The following is a 16,332-nucleotide window of genomic DNA, read 5'->3' on the forward strand; positions in this document are numbered from 1 at the left end:
TTTGATGTTAGACGTATACAGAGGTCAAAAGTTAAGTCGCATTATACTTCGTTAACGTTAGTTCTTTTGTTTTATGCTCGCTTAATCGTACCTTTGCACCCACAATGGAGAAACTTTGGAATAGGAATTACTGCAAGGTAATGGCGGCCAACTTCACGTTGTTTTTCGCCTTCTACGTGCTCACACCGCTGTTGCCACTCTATCTGAGCGAACACTTCGGTGCCACCAAGGACGTCATCGGACTGGTGCTGTCAGGCTATACTATCACCGCCCTGCTGTTCCGTCCGTTCAGCGGCTATGTGGTCGACTCATTCCCTCGCAAAACGGTGCTGATGATCAGCTTCGGAGCCTTCGCTATCTTCTTTGCCGGCTATCTGGCAGCCTCTACCCTACTGTTGTTCACCATTGTCCGCACGCTGCATGGCGGTCCCTTCGGTGCCCTCACCGTATCTAATTCTACGGTGGCCATCGATGTGCTACCAAGCAGTCGCCGCACCGAAGGCATCGGCTATTACGGGCTGAGCAACAATCTCGCCATGGCTATTGCGCCCACCATCGGTATCTTTATCTATCAGCTCACCGATAGTTTCGAGTTCCTATTCTGGCTCGCCCTCATCGTGGCATGCCTCGGCTGGCTCATCGACTCAACGGTGAAACTGCCTAAGAAGGAGATTGTACGCGAGAAATCCGCTTTATCGCTCGACCGATTCTTCCTGACTCGTGGCTGGCTGCTCGGCCTCAACATGGTAGCCTTCGGTTTCAGTTTCGGTGTTCTCAGCAACTACCTCGCCATCTACGGCAAGGAGGTGATGGGTATCACCGGCGGCACCGGCACCTACTTCATGCTCTGTTCGGTAGGTCTCATCCTATCACGCTTGCAAGGCGGCAAGGCGCTCCGCAATGGCCGCGTCACCCACAATGCCGCCACAGGCATGGTCATCTCATTAGTAGGCTACACCCTCTTTATCCTGATGCCCACCCTGTTCCCCCATCAGCATGTCCCTATCATGCTTGGCTATTACGGCTCTGCTTTGTTGATTGGCTTAGGCAACGGACACATGTGGCCCGCCTTCCAGAATATGACCATCAACGTAGCCACTAACAACCAGCGTGGCACCGCCAACAGCACCATTCTTATCTCGTGGGACATAGGCATGGGGCTCGGCATCCTCGTAGGCGGTATCGTTTCCGAGCTTATCAGCTACAGCGCAGCCTTCTGGACCGTGGTGCTTATCAACGCTACTGGTGTCACCACTTTCTTCCTTGCTACCCGTGCCTTCTTCACCCGCCGCAATCTCAACCCCACCGTGCGGTAGAGATGACCAACTCCCTGGGCAGGGTGATAATCTTCAGGCGTTCATACCAGATACGAGTTGAACCTTCAAAGTGTTTCTGCGTGTGACTACTGATAATGTAGTAGCTGGCAGTGTATTCATCCATCATATCCAAGAACGTCTTTTTAATACGCGAGCACTTCTCATTAATCGCATTATCCAGTGGATTCACCAAATGATCCACACCTTCAATAATCTTATCCCGATCCGCCCCTTTGGCAGTAGCAGTATAATACTTAGTTAGCTCTTCGCGATAATCAGCCAATCGCTTAAATTCGATACCCTCAGGATGAGCCAAGAACAACAGATACACCGCCTTGTGCACTGGTTGTAGTTCTACCTCTTTATGATAATCAGCTAAAATAAAGCGATAATCTTCTGTGATGACGAGTCTGCTTAGTTTACTCTTAGCAGCCTCGATGCGTAGCTCTTCAAGTAATGGCACACCAATAGCCTTAAGCAGAAGGTCACTCCTACCCTCTGCTTGCAACTGCCTCACAAGTCGCTTAATCTCTTGGACAGTCTGCTCAGGTGCCATCAGCTCACTCATTCTGAAACTTCTTTCATCACCTTTTTAAGCCAGCTTTTAAACCCATCAAGCGCCGTTAGCTTGTAAGGCTCAGTTTCTGGCTCTGGTTCAACAACCACTATTGGTTCAGGTGTAGGTGCTGGTTCTGGCTCAGGTGCCTGCTCTACCTCAAATGGAATCTTCTGTTCTACAGCTATCACCTCACCAATAGTGTTCTTCTTGGGCTTATACAAGCCTGATATCAGACTTTCATAGTAATCATCTTCATCGTGGTGTACTTCTTTCTTCACCTCATTACTGAAATCATCCTCCAAACCTGTTGCCAGTATCGTAACCTTTGCATCCTCGCCAAGAGTATCGTCAGTAGCCGTACCCCAAATCACTTCAATGTTAGGATCAAGTTGGTCGAAGAAATCGTCTATCTCCTGCAACTCTTTCACGAATATCGGACGCTCATCACTTGCATAGATATTGAACAGTATGCGTTTTGCCTTACCTATGTCATTTCCATATAGCAAAGGCGAATCAAGCGCATCGACGATAGCCCTCTGCACACGCTTTTCACCACTCGCACGCCCCATGGCCATGATGGCACCACCACCATCTCGCATGGTTGTTTCTACATCGCGGAAGTCACTCTTGATACCTCCATCACTTGGCAATGTAATCAGTTCCGAGATACCTTTTACAGCATTCATCAAAATGCCATCAGCCCTCAGGAACGCCTCTTTTACAGAAAGTTCAGAATCAGCATATACGTCGCAAAGGCGCTCATTGTTCACTATCAGCAATGCATCTACATTCTTTCGCAACTCATCGACACCCTTCAGAGCTTTGATGATCTTACGTTTCTTCTCAAAACTGAATGGTATTGTAACCACGCCTACCGTGAGTAGCCCCATATCCTTAGCTACACCAGCCACTACAGGTGCTGCACCAGTACCAGTTCCGCCACCCATTCCTGCAGTTACAAACACCATTTTAGTGCCATCGCTAAGTAACTTTACAATATCGTTAATATTGCTTTCTGCTTCTTTTTTGCCAACAGTAGGATTTCCGCCAGCACCAAGACCACTCTCACCAAGCAAGATTTTTACTGGTACAGGATAGCGTGACAACGATTGGCTATCAGTATTACATACGGCATATGTCACTCCTGTAATGCCCTCTTTATACATATTGCTTACAGCATTACAACCACCTCCGCCAACACCAATCACCTTGATGATGCCCTGCATCGTATCCTTTACAGGACCAAAGTCTAATATCTCTTCACCCATGCCTAAAACTATTTCTGCCGCAAAGATACAAATAAAATCTCAAACCTGCTAATAATCCCCCCCTCGCAAGCCTTGCGAAGATTAATTATTTCTGTTGAGTAGTTCTCATTGCCAATATTATGGCTTCGCCAACTAAGGCAATGTTAGCGATTAGGTAGTGGTTCTGGCCAAGCCAACTTACGGTACTACCACCAATTTCTGCAGTCTTTAGCAGTTGGTTGCGGAATTCCATATCACCCAGACTTGTGGCACATCCTATTGCAAAACCAGTACCCGATGGACTAAGATTCATAATGACAGGCCCCGCATCAATATCCACACCAAACCAGCAACTATGGTCGTGATATTCCTTGATTCCCGTAACAGGGAATGTCTGTTTGAAGTGCCTCTTCAGTAGTTCATATTGCTCCTTGGCAAACTCCCTGTCAACCAGGGACAGATAGTAGCAGTTAAGTGCAGAATATGAACCCTTAATCGGGGGTGCAATCTTCAAGCTGTCACCATTCACTTCCATAAACGACGCCAACATCCCAGTCTCTTTGTCTGTCCACTCTCGTTTAGCCCTCTCTATCCACAGCTTCACCGTTTCTGAATATTTCCCGCCATTCTGCTTCGCATAATAGTTAAGCGCCACAATCGCTACAAGCATATCTGGCACATAGACACACTCTCCAGGATAAGTAGGAAGATTCAGATAATAGCTCTCACGAATTCTGCGGTTCATCGCTTTGCATAGAGTGTGGTACTCCATATCATACTTATTGTCTCCCCCAATTTCCTTATACCTACTAATCATCCATGCCAAATGACTATAATAAGATATGTGACTCAGGTCGCCATAGATTCCATCCATCGGATCCTCGCTCCAGCGCAATGCATCGTATTCTCGAATATCTTCCGACAAGGCGATATCAATAATCTTGTCTATGAACTTCAGCGACACCTCTTTATTCTGAGGATACAGCAAGGCAATATTAGCCAACGCAGCAGATGTCATCGAGCATGTATATAAGGCCCACTCCCCCCGAAACTGTTCACCAATACCACTAGGCATCTCATTCAACAGTTGTTGTGGTGAAGTTGCCACCCTCTCTGTCAGATAATTCGCCCTGCGGATAATATCCTTCCTTTCACTATCCCAATCACCAAGCCCGCTAGTGGCACACGCCACCCATAGCATCTTTACGATAATGAGTGAGGCAATAACTGCTATCGTTATAAGCATTATCCTAAGTCTGCGACGTTTCTTATTTAGGGCTCCACTCATGTACCAGCGCCTTTAGGTTTTTTACCTTTTCTTCCCCAAGTTCAGGCGAATAGAATAATCCCAGTACACAGATATAATTTTTATCTACTACATACTGCTCGTAGAATTTATAATATCCATCCATTCCTTCCAGATAAAAGTAACCTGGATGTTTATCTACCAAAGTGATCGAGTCCTCATTTATCTTTCTTAAGCCCACAGAAAACTCTACCGCCGCACTGTCAGTCATATTGGCATCATTCGGATAAGAGAAACATTTCAAAAACACTTCATACCCAGCAAACGAATAGTCAAATCTCATGTTACGATTATCCAGAAGCGAGCTATCTGGCACGAAATTATCAGGATACAGCACCTTATAAGCAGGATTGTCAAATACAAACGTATCCAACTTCTCCCAGGTAATCATCTCTTTCTCCTGAGTCACTTGCGAACCAGCCTTATGGTCTCTCGTTGAGCATGACATCACCATCAATACAACGCCCACAACAGCAATAGTTAACCACAAATACTTCTTCATCTCTCTTCTATCATTGTTATAAACTTGTCCTTAATCTCTCTGAGGTCATCCGTCAAAATATCATTGCATCGTTTTGCGATATCATCTGGTATCGGATACATGCAGGCTGCGATGGCACCAGCCATTGCTCCGATCGTATCAGAATCACCACCAAGCGAGATTGCCAAACGAATTACTTCTTCGAACGAATTGCCCTCAAGGAATGCAATGATAGCTTCAGGCACACTGCCCTGACACGAAACATCAAACTCATATCGTGGACGAATCTCTGCTATGGTACGATTAAGATTGTAGTCAAATGTCTTTTCTATATACTCCTTTATTTCCTGTTTCGTTTTTCCTTGTTTACATAGAAACACGCTTGTTGCAATAGCCTGCGCTCCTTTCACTCCTTCTGGATGATTATGCGTTACTGATGCCGTTAATGCTGCAAGTGCAAGAGCTTCATCGAGCGTCTTTGCATAAAGTCCCACTGGACTCACGCGCATACCAGCGCCATTACCCCAGCTATTGTAAGGCTGAGGATCGTCTTCTTCAAGCCACCATCCAAAACGCGCTCCATAACCAGCATTGGAGTATCTTTTGCCTAACTCCTGCATACAGTATATTAAATAATGTATGGTATGAGTCTCGTCTTCCAGTAGCCACTTAGCCACAGCTAACGTCATTACAGAATCGTCTGTAAAAACGTTTTCGTCGCAGAGTAACTTAAAATCAGTCCTCTTCGTGTTGTTGAACTCATAAACTGATCCCACGATATCGCCCACCAGTGCACCTAACATTCTCACTTGTTCCATGTTCTTTTCTCCTTTACGTTTGCAAAAATACGAAATAATTCCCATAATACAATATTTATATTAAGCAAAAAGATTTTATTGTGCCTCATTCAGCTCTAACGCTCCCCACTTATATCCACAATCATTGCAGTAGAATCGTTTAGAATCTTCACCAACCATACAGCCTCCCAAAACCACTTTTCCACTTTCTATTTCCTCCTTCCACACATCATTCTTCGAATCATATAAGCCATATCGGATTTCTGCAACATCCTTACTATCGCAGGCAGGACAGAAATCTCCACCTCTGGTATCATGCCTTAGCCCCTTACGTTCAAGTTTTAATTCATCGCTAAGTCGCTTTATGTATTCTTTCTCATAATGAGCATACATATTCTCCTCCTTTTTAATGAAAGCGTATAGATTATAAATCACAAAACCTTCAGCTATGACAATCAATACCAACACTATCATCCCAATGATGTATACCTTCTTTCTCATATTTTTTTTTATTTTGTTTTCTATTACTTTACATTTCTCTAATTCTGTCATAGCCAATCTCTGAGCCTTGAAGAAATCGTTCAGTATACATAACAGGTATTTGTCAATTTCAGGTATCTCTTTAACAAATAATACCGTTCTTTTGCTATGCACGCCTATCTCCTCTATCTCTTTGTTAGTGGTATATACTAATGTACAGTTTACATACTGATTTACCATATTGATTGTCTTATGAAGATTTGCTATATCTTCAACATCGCTATATATAGATATGCTATGCCACCAGGTATCATAGATAGTGATGAAGAAACATTTATCATTACTCTCTATAGTAAATTTTTCGCCTTGATACGTAAAATATGCATAGTTCAAACTATTACGTTTTTCAGTCTCAGGAGTACATCCTATCTTACGCAACGTTGTCAACACCAATTCAGCGATAGAAATATCATCCTCTTTGTTTTGTTCGTCATTCATCAAATCATGGAAGAACTGTTCTTCCTCAGCCTCTTTCTCTTCTACGCTTGCCTTATAGACATGATAGAAGTAATAAATGGCAAAAATAATCAGCCATATAACAACATGAATCATAAAGAATCCTCCATCTTTTGTTTGCAAAGTTAATCTATTATTTCGGTTCAATCAAGCATTTGTTAATCACAAGCCTTGTGAACTAGGCAATTTGCATTTCCATATCACATTGGCTCTAACTAGGTCAATTTTCTTGGCTTCTCCACGTTTGCCTGATATAGCATAGTATCTGGCTACACTTCTTGGTAGAAGAGTTGAAAAGACTTTTCTTATCCTTGTACATTTCTCATTTATTGAGTTTTGGGTGGAATTTGTCACATCTAAAATACTCTTCTTGACTCTGTCTGTTAAACCATGTGGGCGCAACAGCAGATATAACTCGGTTAATTCTTTGCGATAATCAGGAAGATATTTCAGAATTATCCCTTCTGGATGCGAGAGGAACAGTAGGTATACAGCCTTTACCAGAGGCTCCATATCCACCTCAATTGGCTTTTCGCCTGCTAATACGATCTTGTAATCTTCTGTCACAATTAGTTGAGGGAATAGTTCTTCCTCGTTCATAGCTGCAGCGATTTCCGTATCATCTATGCCATACGCCTTTAGTTTGCGTACCCTCTCCCTAACTTCGTCCAAAAGAATGGAGCAGTGAAAACGCTCCAATTCTTTTGAAACCAGTTGTTTAATCTCATTTTCCATTTTCAGCGGTTTTAGAATCCCATGGCATCCATCATCGCATCATAGTCCCAAGGGTTACTTGGCATATCGCCGTACATACCATCTGTCAGAGCGTCCCATGAATCTTCTTCTGTCCACTCGTAACCTTCGCACTCATAAGAATCGTCATAAAAATCTCTTGCCATAATTGTAATGATTTAAATTGTTAATACTATGCTACTCTCTTAGTAATCAGACTTTGCGAAGTCTGGTCCATTAGAGTCCTCTTTAATCTCAGCTGATTCTCAACAATCAGATCGTAATCGCACTTCGTGTCCCCCATCTTTATTGTAAGAACAAATAACTCCAGAAATGTCAAGAAGCAGAAGAGAACGATGTAGAATACTAGCGAAACAACGCTCTTGGAAACCACAGACAGAGTTGCTTCTAATTCTTCGATGAATCCCAATGGGCGCATGCTTACTTCCTCTGTCACCTTCTTGGCAATATCTTTTTTGTCCTGGCGTAACTGTTCTAGTTGGTTCTGATATATCTCAATTTGGCTATTATTGGACTTAAGCTGTTCTGCCAACGGATTAGCGACATTTACAATCTCTGTGTTTCTTATGCGAGCTTTTTTAGGATTACCGTTTTCATCCACACCAACAACCTGTTCCTGAGTCGAAACGTTTACACTCTTAATTGTTGGCTTTTTCATCAGTTCTTCGCCTAATGCAATGGTTGCTTTGTTCAGCGAATCCATTTCCTGAGTAATACGTTTTTCGTCATTATCAAATATTGACATTCGCTTTAGGATGGTTTCTTTGATAACATCTTCTCTCCGTTCCTGTATTGCTTGGCGGATATCATTACTGAAGATTATCTGGTCGAAGATACACGATCCCAGAACAGCCATGCATAAAGCAAGCATTACTCTCATTAATGTCATAAGTCGAGCCTTACCAACTGTTAGGATAATCACACGCTCCACACAAAGCACTATGAGCATAAACATCATTGAAACCATAACTTTAAGTGTTGTCGATTCAATATTGATATATCTTTCAGCAAAGCAATATCCTATAGTCCCCCAGAGCGCCATCATTATACAGATGGCAGAAAGCAATTTTCTAAATTGACGATGGCTAGCCTCACCACACTCGTTCAATATTTCCTTGTTCCAACCAATCAGGAAACATCCTATGTTTGTTAACGTTTTCATAATCTTTCTGTTTTTATTTGTTTTCAATGAAATTTAAAGTAGCAGCTGTTACACCCTTCATAAATCCTCTACGATATGATTCAATCATAGTTGTCATTTTGGGATCGTCAGCATCCAGAAGTTCTTTCATGTCCTCTATCTCGGCCAGATGCTCTTCGTAGGTACGCTTCAACGAATCTAATTTTGCGACTGCACCTAGAGCAAAGGCTTCACGAGCATTGTCCATTTTGGAATCAACCATCCTGATATCACTCTTGTAGCGTAATGTTATTCTTGTAAATAGCATCTCGAGATCGTAGCGGATAATCTTTTCCTTAGTGTCACGATAAGCGATGTCCGTGTTTACGAGAGCATCCTGGAACCCTTCTTCCTCAAAGTTCTTGTGGATGAAGTTAAAGATTACGTCGATAGGCATCCCTGTTCCCCAGGTGATTGTAATGAGGTTTTTCTTATCCTCGTCCTTTGTCTCCTCCATTGGGCTCTGCTCCTCATCATTCACATCCTGTTCTTTGTCAATGTTTACAGGATCTAAGTCGCTGTTAGCAACCTTCTTGCTGTTGAATAAACTAAATAGTGTCATAATCTTATAATTTTTAATTGTTATTACTTTTTTCTTCTTTCTAAGCTTTGAGGTCGTTTGGAGTGATTACGATATCAAAAGAATCGTAGGTGCTAGTATTAGTATATCTGAATACCATATTCTTGCCTGAGCGAACCAAACGTATGGTCTGTACACAGTTGGGATTAATCTCTTTCAGAATATTGTCTTTCAGTTTGTCAGCACTGAATCCATCAATCTCTTTCTTTATTTCGTAGCTCATAATATACGAGTCTTCTGTTACCTCAGAACCTACCCATGTCGTAACTCGATCCACTTTCTTGGGGCAGAAGTATGACTGATATCTTGCTAAAAGAGTGAAATACTCTTCGTCTGAGACATTTTCGTCCATAGTATCTGATAATACTATTCCCAGTTCCTCTTCAGTAAACTCTTCCATTATATCGTTTACATCTACTGGATCTTCTGTGAAATTCATAGAGTAGATAAGAAATGCCAGGAAAGCGATAATCCCGTATACGAAAGACACTGCTCCTGCGATACAGATGATAAACCAATGATTTCTGATCACTTTCTTTGAATGTAAAATTACTCGTTTCATAATGTTTTGTTTTTTAAATTGTTACTACTTTTTTGTTTCTTTGCCTCTTTATACTCGAAAAAACTAAAAGGTAACCGCTTATTCAAAAAAAAAAATTGTATATTTGCCGAAAAATATTCTTTATAATGCGTAAATTACTACTGATAATTGGCCTGTTTCTTGCAGTCGCAATCGCTGGAAACGCCCAGCGGAAGAGGGCTTTCATGGTGGGAGCGTCTCACTATGATACAGTTTTAACAGGTTATCAGTGGAATAACATAAATGGTACAGAAGATGTCAATCTTTTGGCCCCCATTCTGAAAAAACAAGGTTTTTATTTAACCACGCTTCTTGATGAACAGGCAACATATCAGAATATTACCTCGAAACTAGCCACCTTTACTAACCAGACCAAGAAGGGTGATATAGTATATCTTCATTTCTCTACCCATGGGCAGCCTGTAGAGGATCTTAATGGCGATGAGGCTGATGGTTGGGATGAAGCCATTGTTCCGATAGATGCCTATAAACTATATAAGAAAGGTGTATATGAGGGGAAAAAGCATTTGTTGGATGATCAGTTGAACGTTTATATTAAGAAACTGAGAACTAGGATTGGTCCCCAAGGCTTTCTCTATGTTGTAATAGATGCTTGCCATGCTGGCACATCATCCAGAGCAAACGACGAAACTGTTCGTGGCACCAAGGTCGGCTTTACTTATACAAATAAGGTTTTCAAGCCAACTGGGCAGAAAACGTCACATTATAAGGTTGAGACATCCGCTAAAATGTCGCACGTTATGTATCTTGAAGCATGTCGCCCTGAGCAGGTAAACATGGAGATCAAGGTGAAGGATAAGCGGTATGGGCCGCTTTCGTATAATATTGCTCAAGCACTTCTGGCTAAACCTATATCCACTAATGCGAATGAGTTCTTAAGCTACGTCAAAACATCTATTATGAATAGTGGGCACTGGCCTAATAATCAGAACCTGGTAACAGAAACAAGTTTCTAATATGGCGGAAATAGTATCATTGAAGAATCAGGATTTGAATCGTTTTATCTCTGGCGAGAAAGGTAAGATTCTTACATATCTGAGAAAGAATTACTCAGTATCGGATGATGATATTGACGATATCTTTCAGGAATCCTCAATGGCTTTGTACCTGAATATACGTGATGGGAAACTCTCGAACCTTACAAGTTCTCTTGGCACCTATTTCATGAAGGTTTGTATTAATCAGACCTTAAAATTCTTAGGCAAGAGTAGCAAGGTTGTTCCGCTAGTAGATGAAAGCAGAATTTCAAATGGAAATATTGTTCGAGATGATAAGATAGACGAACTCTATGGTTTCTGTATGGATACAGAGGAAGAGGATAGAAAGATTCGTATGGAGCTGCTTGTTAATAATATCATAGCATCTATGACAGATACTTGTAAGAATATACTCCAAGGCTATTATTGGAACGACCTTTCTACGTCAACCATTGCAGATATGTTTGGTTTTTCTGATGCCAATTCAGTGAAGGCGCAGAAGTATAAGTGTGTAAAGAAGTTCAGAGATAAGTATAACGAACTAAAAGGGAAGATTTATGGATAAGATTAATGATATAATGCAGCAGACTATTGACGATCGCATTGATGCTTTCGTTCGTGGTATGATGACAGAAGAGGAAGAATCCGCTTTAAAACAGGAGATAAAAGCTGATCCAGAGCTTCGTGCACAAGTGTTGGCTACGTTATCTCTCATCAAAGGCATCCGAACCCAAGAGGCTGAAAAAGAGCGAGTGCTTATCCAGAATAACGTAAAGGATAAGGTTCGTACGCTTCTGTGGTGGGCAACATCTATCGCTGCAGTTTTTGCCATCTTCTTTGGTTACTCTAAAGATAAACGATACAACGAACTATCCGCTATCGTATCACCATACTATTCTGAGTATAGCATGAGTGATTATTCTCGTGGTGATGTCGATTCTATTGCCGTTGCTCATCTATACGCCTTATTTAATAATATAAAGGAGCAGCGTAATATGAGTAAGGTCATAGAGGAACTGGAGCCCATCTATGCCAGTCTGGATATTGATGCCACATATACTTTCTATGCCAACGATATTGCAATGAATCTTGCACTGGCGTATATCAAGGATGATCAGATAGAAAAGGCAATCCCTGTTCTGGAAAAGTTGGAGAAGGATAATCCAGATACTCCTATCGCTACCAAAGCACAGGAACTCCTAAAAGAAATTAAAAAGTAGGGGATGGAAGTACAATGAATGAGATTTCTTCATAACTTTGCACACGAGAATAATCTCATTCTCCTTTTATTATCGGTTCTAACCGAGCCTCTGAGCCAATCGAAAATAACTGTTTATGTTTAACAATGGCTTGAGGAAAGCCTAACAAAAAAAATAATTATGAAAGAGAAAAAATGTCCGCAATGCGGGATGCCAATGGCAAAAAATAACTCTTATGTAGGATCAGAAGGAGAGTACATCGAAGTCTACAGTTGTTCAGATCCTGAATGTAGTAATGTTTGGCATCACAAACCAAAAGAATGAACTTAAACAGCCAGCACTTTCCAATGGTGCTGGCTGAATTGCCTTAGGCAAACGTGTCCCATAATCCTTTCGCAATCTGAAGCAGTCTACGTGTCACGCTCATGTTATCCTAAAAGAAATTAAATAATTACGGATAGAAGTACAACAAAAGAAAGATTTTCATAACTTTGCACTCAGTTAGCAGGCTTGCCGGGTTAGCATCCGAGAGGTTCGAGTCCTCTTAATCAGACTTATTATCTAACAAACACAAATTATAACTATGTTTTTTAAAAACTTTTTATAGGCTGAGTTTTTTAGAAAAGCTCAGTCTAGTTTATCAAAGATTGGGTGTTTCGTAATCCGCCACCACGATGTGCTTTTTGCACTTGCTGACTTAGCCTACAGAGGCTACATCTTATATCAATTGGGATGGCTATAGACTCCAGACTTTTATGCCAGCATTTCAAAAGATGTGGAAGTCGTTATTAAGAGTGTTATGATATGGTTACGAAAAAGTAAGTCGTCAGAGGCAGGTTAACCTGCCTCTGTTTTTTTAATTCAAGCCATCCAACATTATAAATGCTGCCCAATCAGGTCGCTCCTGCTTTGAAAGACAAGTCTTCCTCAATTCATCTTGTGCAACACGAAATGCTTCTTCTTTCGACATGCCTTCAAGATAGTGGCGATAGAAGCTGGTCATCATCTTCATTGTGGATTCATCATTTACATTCCATAAACTCATAACAATAGTCTTAGCACCTGCCATCTTGAATCCTCTTTGTAGACCGAACACTCCTTCTCCGGAAACAATATCGCCAAGACCAGTTTGGCAGGCAGAAAGAACAACGAGGTCCAGACCTCGCAGGTCTAAAGTAGAAATTTCTTGCGCAGTTAAGATACCATCCTCCTCTCCATCAGGAATTTGCTCGTGCCGAATGATATGATTACAACCAGAAAACAGCAAACCAGAGCGAGTCATAGGCTTATATTCTTGCTGAGCAATCTTATGATCATTTCCTATCGACTCTTCTCTTTCAGAACGAGCAAATTTCAATTTATTAGCCTCTTCTTCGGTTATGTAGAAACCATGAGTGGCAATATGAATCACCTTTGGATATGTACCATTCAAGTTCTTGACGGACTCTTCTGTGGCATCCGTGCCACTATAATAATGATAAGGTACATTACGCAGCTTCAAGCCTTCTGCTATTAGGTCTGCCTCTTTCTTTGTACCCTCAAGATAATCATAGGAGTTCCTTAATGATAACGAATCTACATTAGCCCTATAAGTAAAAGCAGATCTTAAATCTGTTTTCTTTGTAGAGGATGAATCTGTTGTAACAGCATATGACTTCTCATCATAGTTTATACCTCCATAAAGAATAGTATTCTGTCCTTGGGACTCATCCTGAATAACAGCAAGCTGTCTTGTCGAAGATAAACGATGAAGTGAATAAACATCGCTCATAGTCTTTGATTTGTTGAAAGGAAGGTTTTCTATACCAATCCTATGTATTTCTCCCGATGGCGCAAAGTAGATATTCTTAACGCCATTAAGTTCTTCCACTAGCGGTTTCCAGATTAAATCAGAAACGTCAGATTGAGTATAATAGGAATTCCCTGGTATAGCTTTAAGCTGTTTTTTTTCAAATAGCACCACAATGTGAGGACAATCATACTCTCTTTTCAAGGTAAGAGCCACATACACTGTGCTATCTGAATTCAAAACGGGGAAATCTAAAAACTCAACAGCAATGTCATTATCTCCAAGTTTACTCTGCACATCTTTCCAACTTATGGTTAAATTGTGTGCGTAATCACCATATACTTTTGATTCTCGAGCAAGTTCAATCTCCTGTTGTTCTATAACTCTGTTCAAAGAATCGGCATTCATAAAGCGTTCTTTTATTGGCTTTTCAATAAGTTTGTTGTAAAGGTTGATATTAGAAGAAAGAGCATTGTACTTGTTTATTATAACAGAATCGCCACCTTCGAGTATTAATCTGCGCATTTCTAAACTAGTATTCAGAAGTAAACCTTTGGCAAATAGACATGCATTGTCATATAACTCCGAAGCAGATTCTTTGTGCCTGATTTTGTAGAAAACACTAGGTAATACGCAAACAAATGGATATGCATAACTACTCTTCCATAATGTCTCTTGGAAATGCGAAGACAATTCGCTAAAATTATTATGTATTAACGATTTAGAGCCCTCAATATATTGGGTAGCACAATTGTAAGCTTTCAAAAAGTCCCCATGATAAAAATAATATATTGTTAGGTTAAGTAATGATCTTGTGTAATAAGGATTGGCAGACCCTAAAATATTCTTTCTCAGTTCTACTGCTGCTTTTTCTGTTTTTACAGCCTCGTCAAAATTGCCTCCTCGCAAATAACACTCTGCAAGATCATTTAACGAGCTTGCATAGTCTGGATGCTCTGTACCTAAAAACATCTTTCTAATTTCCAAAGCTTCTTTCGCATTATTTATGCCTTCCGCATAGTAACCTGTACGTGCGTAACATAAAGCAAGATCATTTAACGAAAATGCATAATCGGGATGATTTGCACCAAGAATGTTTTTTCTTATCTTTGTTGCTTCTGCCAACAATCGTAGCGCTTCGCCATCATTGCCGATACACGAAAAAACTACGGCCAAATCATGTAACGATCTCGCATAGTCAGGATGGGCTTTACCAAGAACCTTTCTCCTAATATCTAAAACTTCTCTCCCAAGTTTAAGAGCTTCTGTATAGTCACCAACCTCAGAATAAAATAGTGCAAGATTTCTCAAAGACAAAGCATATTCAGGATGCTCAATACCAAGAACATTTTTTTTAATATCCACAGCTTCTTTCCCTAGCATTATTGATTCTGAATAATCACCAATGTTTGAATAATAACTAGCGAGGTTATTTAAAGATTGGGCATAGTCAAAATTTTCGGTACCGAGAACGTCCCTTTTGATTTTCAATGATTCTTTTCCTAAAGCTATTGACTCTGAATAGTTACCAAGATATGCATAAAATACAGACAAATTGTCTAATGCTATTGCATATTGAATATGATTGGCCCCTAAAAACTTTTTATAGATTTCAACAACCTCTGCTCCTAGTCGCTTAGCCTCAAGATAGTTGCCTATATGAGCATAAAACGAGGCGAGTTCACCTAAAGATGTAGCATAAGCATTATTGTCCGTTCCTATAGTTTCTTTCAGCACATTTGATAATTCCGTTTTTAACCGTATCGCCTCTACATAGTTATCTTTAGCAATATTGAAGGCAGTAAGGTTTTCTAAGGATCCTATATAGCTTGAGTCTTCTTTGCCAAATACTTTCTCTTTTATTCTTGCCTCTACTGTCCCCAGACGAATTGCCTCCGAAAAATTGCCCTTACTTACATTATAACTTATGAGATTGTTTAATGATGTAGCGTATTCTTTTAATTGCATAGCCTTTTCGGTGGCATTAGAAGAATAATATGCCGATGCCATTTCTGAAAGATGCCTTAGTTCCGTATCTGAATAGGAAGTTTTAATTTGTTTTTTTAGGCAAATACCATATATATTAAATCCTCTTTCGTCTTCGCTTTCTATAAAATCAAATTGTTCCCCCCCCGCTATCGAAGGGAAACAAAAAAGCAGTTCACAACTTTCATTTTGAGTAAAGATTCTCTCTTCTGGAGCATATGGCAAACCTTCACATCTCTGTATCGGGAATATCCTGTGGGACTTTGAGTCACGCAAATATGTTTCTTTTGATATGCTTGCCCATAACCCTGCTTCAGCATAAAATGAACACGTTATAAATGTGGTATCCTTTGTTATCTCTATCTTTTTGATATAAAAAGATGGAGTGTCACTTCTATCAAAAACAGGATTTACGATAGTTTGTGCTATGCAATGCATACATAAAGCAACGATAACTAATAAAGAATATTTTCTCATCCTAATAACTTTATTTCATATTGATTGCTGGACATTTGTGGACTCTGATGTGATAATAATAATATCGTAATTTACGAATAATCTGGTA

At 40.6% G+C, this 16,332-nt stretch carries 16 protein-coding genes; 4 read left to right on the forward strand and 12 right to left on the reverse strand.

Translation table 11 applies throughout. From position 1 onward, the window contains the following. The first annotated feature begins 104 nt into the window (after positions 1 to 104). Positions 105 to 1,316: an MFS transporter gene (locus T495_RS0109885; RefSeq protein ID WP_033148546.1), complete on the forward strand. Its 1,212-nt coding sequence runs from the start codon at positions 105 to 107 to the stop codon at positions 1,314 to 1,316. Here T495_RS0109885 and T495_RS0109890 read toward each other — a convergent pair. The 11 genes from T495_RS0109890 to T495_RS0109935 form a co-directional block, all read right to left on the reverse strand. Then, positions 1,297 to 1,884, reverse strand: coding sequence for a hypothetical protein (locus tag T495_RS0109890; RefSeq protein WP_033148547.1), 588 nt, complete (start codon positions 1,882 to 1,884; stop codon positions 1,297 to 1,299). The two genes, T495_RS0109885 and T495_RS0109890, sit on opposite strands and share 20 nt — an antisense overlap. Further along, positions 1,881 to 3,143 (reverse strand): cell division protein FtsZ, encoded by a 1,263-nt coding sequence (gene ftsZ, locus T495_RS0109895; RefSeq protein ID WP_033148548.1) that lies wholly within the window; start codon positions 3,141 to 3,143, stop codon positions 1,881 to 1,883. The genes T495_RS0109890 and ftsZ overlap by 4 nt, the downstream gene beginning before the upstream one ends. 85 nt (positions 3,144 to 3,228) lie before the next feature. Next, a complete protein-coding gene (locus T495_RS0109900) occupies positions 3,229 to 4,368 on the reverse strand; it encodes a hypothetical protein (protein WP_155993570.1) in 1,140 nt (379 codons plus the stop codon). A 22-nt stretch (positions 4,369 to 4,390) separates the two neighbouring features. Continuing rightward, a complete protein-coding gene (locus T495_RS0109905) occupies positions 4,391 to 4,930 on the reverse strand; it encodes a hypothetical protein (RefSeq protein ID WP_033148549.1) in 540 nt (179 codons plus the stop codon). Then, on the reverse strand, positions 4,927 to 5,727 hold the full coding sequence (locus T495_RS0109910; protein ID WP_231495086.1) for an ADP-ribosylglycohydrolase family protein: 801 nt from the start codon (positions 5,725 to 5,727) through the stop codon (positions 4,927 to 4,929). Before T495_RS0109910 ends, T495_RS0109905 begins: the two co-directional genes overlap by 4 nt. Before the next feature lie 75 nt (positions 5,728 to 5,802). Continuing rightward, positions 5,803 to 6,825, reverse strand: a complete 1,023-nt coding sequence (locus tag T495_RS0109915; RefSeq protein ID WP_155993572.1) for a hypothetical protein — start codon at positions 6,823 to 6,825, stop codon at positions 5,803 to 5,805. A gap of 39 nt (positions 6,826 to 6,864) precedes the next feature. Beyond that, complete coding sequence (locus T495_RS15255) at positions 6,865 to 7,437, reverse strand: hypothetical protein (protein ID WP_051651985.1); 573 nt, start codon at positions 7,435 to 7,437, stop codon at positions 6,865 to 6,867. Between the two features lie 11 nt (positions 7,438 to 7,448). Next, on the reverse strand, positions 7,449 to 7,601 hold the full coding sequence (locus T495_RS15915; RefSeq protein ID WP_155993574.1) for a hypothetical protein: 153 nt from the start codon (positions 7,599 to 7,601) through the stop codon (positions 7,449 to 7,451). A gap of 26 nt (positions 7,602 to 7,627) precedes the next feature. Beyond that, complete coding sequence (locus T495_RS0109925) at positions 7,628 to 8,617, reverse strand: DUF4407 domain-containing protein (protein WP_033148551.1); 990 nt, start codon at positions 8,615 to 8,617, stop codon at positions 7,628 to 7,630. Positions 8,618 to 8,630: 13 nt separating this feature from the next. Then, positions 8,631 to 9,197: a hypothetical protein gene (locus T495_RS0109930; protein WP_033148552.1), complete on the reverse strand. Its 567-nt coding sequence runs from the start codon at positions 9,195 to 9,197 to the stop codon at positions 8,631 to 8,633. Between the two features lie 40 nt (positions 9,198 to 9,237). Beyond that, positions 9,238 to 9,615 (reverse strand): hypothetical protein, encoded by a 378-nt coding sequence (locus T495_RS0109935; protein WP_155993576.1) that lies wholly within the window; start codon positions 9,613 to 9,615, stop codon positions 9,238 to 9,240. A gap of 287 nt (positions 9,616 to 9,902) precedes the next feature. On the opposite strand from T495_RS0109935, the gene T495_RS0109940 reads away from it, so the two are divergent. From T495_RS0109940 to T495_RS0109950, 3 genes are read left to right on the forward strand one after another with little or no spacing between them, the layout of a single operon-like run. Then, positions 9,903 to 10,772, forward strand: coding sequence for a caspase family protein (locus T495_RS0109940; protein WP_051651986.1), 870 nt, complete (start codon positions 9,903 to 9,905; stop codon positions 10,770 to 10,772). Position 10,773: 1 nt separating this feature from the next. Beyond that, positions 10,774 to 11,358 carry a sigma-70 family RNA polymerase sigma factor gene (locus T495_RS0109945; protein WP_033148554.1) on the forward strand — a complete coding sequence of 195 codons (585 nt, stop codon included), beginning with the start codon at positions 10,774 to 10,776 and terminating at the stop codon, positions 11,356 to 11,358. Further along, complete coding sequence (locus tag T495_RS0109950) at positions 11,351 to 12,013, forward strand: hypothetical protein (RefSeq protein WP_033148555.1); 663 nt, start codon at positions 11,351 to 11,353, stop codon at positions 12,011 to 12,013. Before T495_RS0109945 ends, T495_RS0109950 begins: the two co-directional genes overlap by 8 nt. Before the next feature lie 835 nt (positions 12,014 to 12,848). On the opposite strand, the gene T495_RS0109955 is transcribed toward T495_RS0109950, so the two are convergent. After that, the gene (locus T495_RS0109955) at positions 12,849 to 16,244 is read right to left on the reverse strand and encodes a CHAT domain-containing tetratricopeptide repeat protein (protein WP_081832084.1); all 3,396 of its coding nucleotides are present in this window, start codon (positions 16,242 to 16,244) and stop codon (positions 12,849 to 12,851) included. Positions 16,245 to 16,332: the final 88 nt, after the last annotated feature.

Origin of the sequence: Prevotella sp. P6B1 (assembly GCF_000702825.1) — a bacterium.
GTDB lineage: Bacteria > Bacteroidota > Bacteroidia > Bacteroidales > Bacteroidaceae > Prevotella.

Coding starts and splice junctions, on each gene's coding strand:
- T495_RS0109885 (WP_033148546.1), top strand. CDS start 105: ATGGAGAAACTTTGGAATAGGAATTACTGCAAGGTAATGGCGGCCAAC.
- T495_RS0109890 (WP_033148547.1), bottom strand. CDS start 1,884: ATGAGTGAGCTGATGGCACCTGAGCAGACTGTCCAAGAGATTAAGCGA.
- ftsZ (WP_033148548.1), bottom strand. CDS start 3,143: ATGGGTGAAGAGATATTAGACTTTGGTCCTGTAAAGGATACGATGCAG.
- T495_RS0109900 (WP_155993570.1), bottom strand. CDS start 4,368: ATGCTTATAACGATAGCAGTTATTGCCTCACTCATTATCGTAAAGATG.
- T495_RS0109905 (WP_033148549.1), bottom strand. CDS start 4,930: ATGAAGAAGTATTTGTGGTTAACTATTGCTGTTGTGGGCGTTGTATTG.
- T495_RS0109910 (WP_231495086.1), bottom strand. CDS start 5,727: ATGGAACAAGTGAGAATGTTAGGTGCACTGGTGGGCGATATCGTGGGA.
- T495_RS15255 (WP_051651985.1), bottom strand. CDS start 7,437: ATGGAAAATGAGATTAAACAACTGGTTTCAAAAGAATTGGAGCGTTTT.
- T495_RS15915 (WP_155993574.1), bottom strand. CDS start 7,601: ATGGCAAGAGATTTTTATGACGATTCTTATGAGTGCGAAGGTTACGAG.
- T495_RS0109925 (WP_033148551.1), bottom strand. CDS start 8,617: ATGAAAACGTTAACAAACATAGGATGTTTCCTGATTGGTTGGAACAAG.
- T495_RS0109930 (WP_033148552.1), bottom strand. CDS start 9,197: ATGACACTATTTAGTTTATTCAACAGCAAGAAGGTTGCTAACAGCGAC.
- T495_RS0109935 (WP_155993576.1), bottom strand. CDS start 9,615: ATGGAAGAGTTTACTGAAGAGGAACTGGGAATAGTATTATCAGATACT.
- T495_RS0109940 (WP_051651986.1), top strand. CDS start 9,903: ATGCGTAAATTACTACTGATAATTGGCCTGTTTCTTGCAGTCGCAATC.
- T495_RS0109945 (WP_033148554.1), top strand. CDS start 10,774: ATGGCGGAAATAGTATCATTGAAGAATCAGGATTTGAATCGTTTTATC.
- T495_RS0109950 (WP_033148555.1), top strand. CDS start 11,351: ATGGATAAGATTAATGATATAATGCAGCAGACTATTGACGATCGCATT.
- T495_RS0109955 (WP_081832084.1), bottom strand. CDS start 16,244: ATGAGAAAATATTCTTTATTAGTTATCGTTGCTTTATGTATGCATTGC.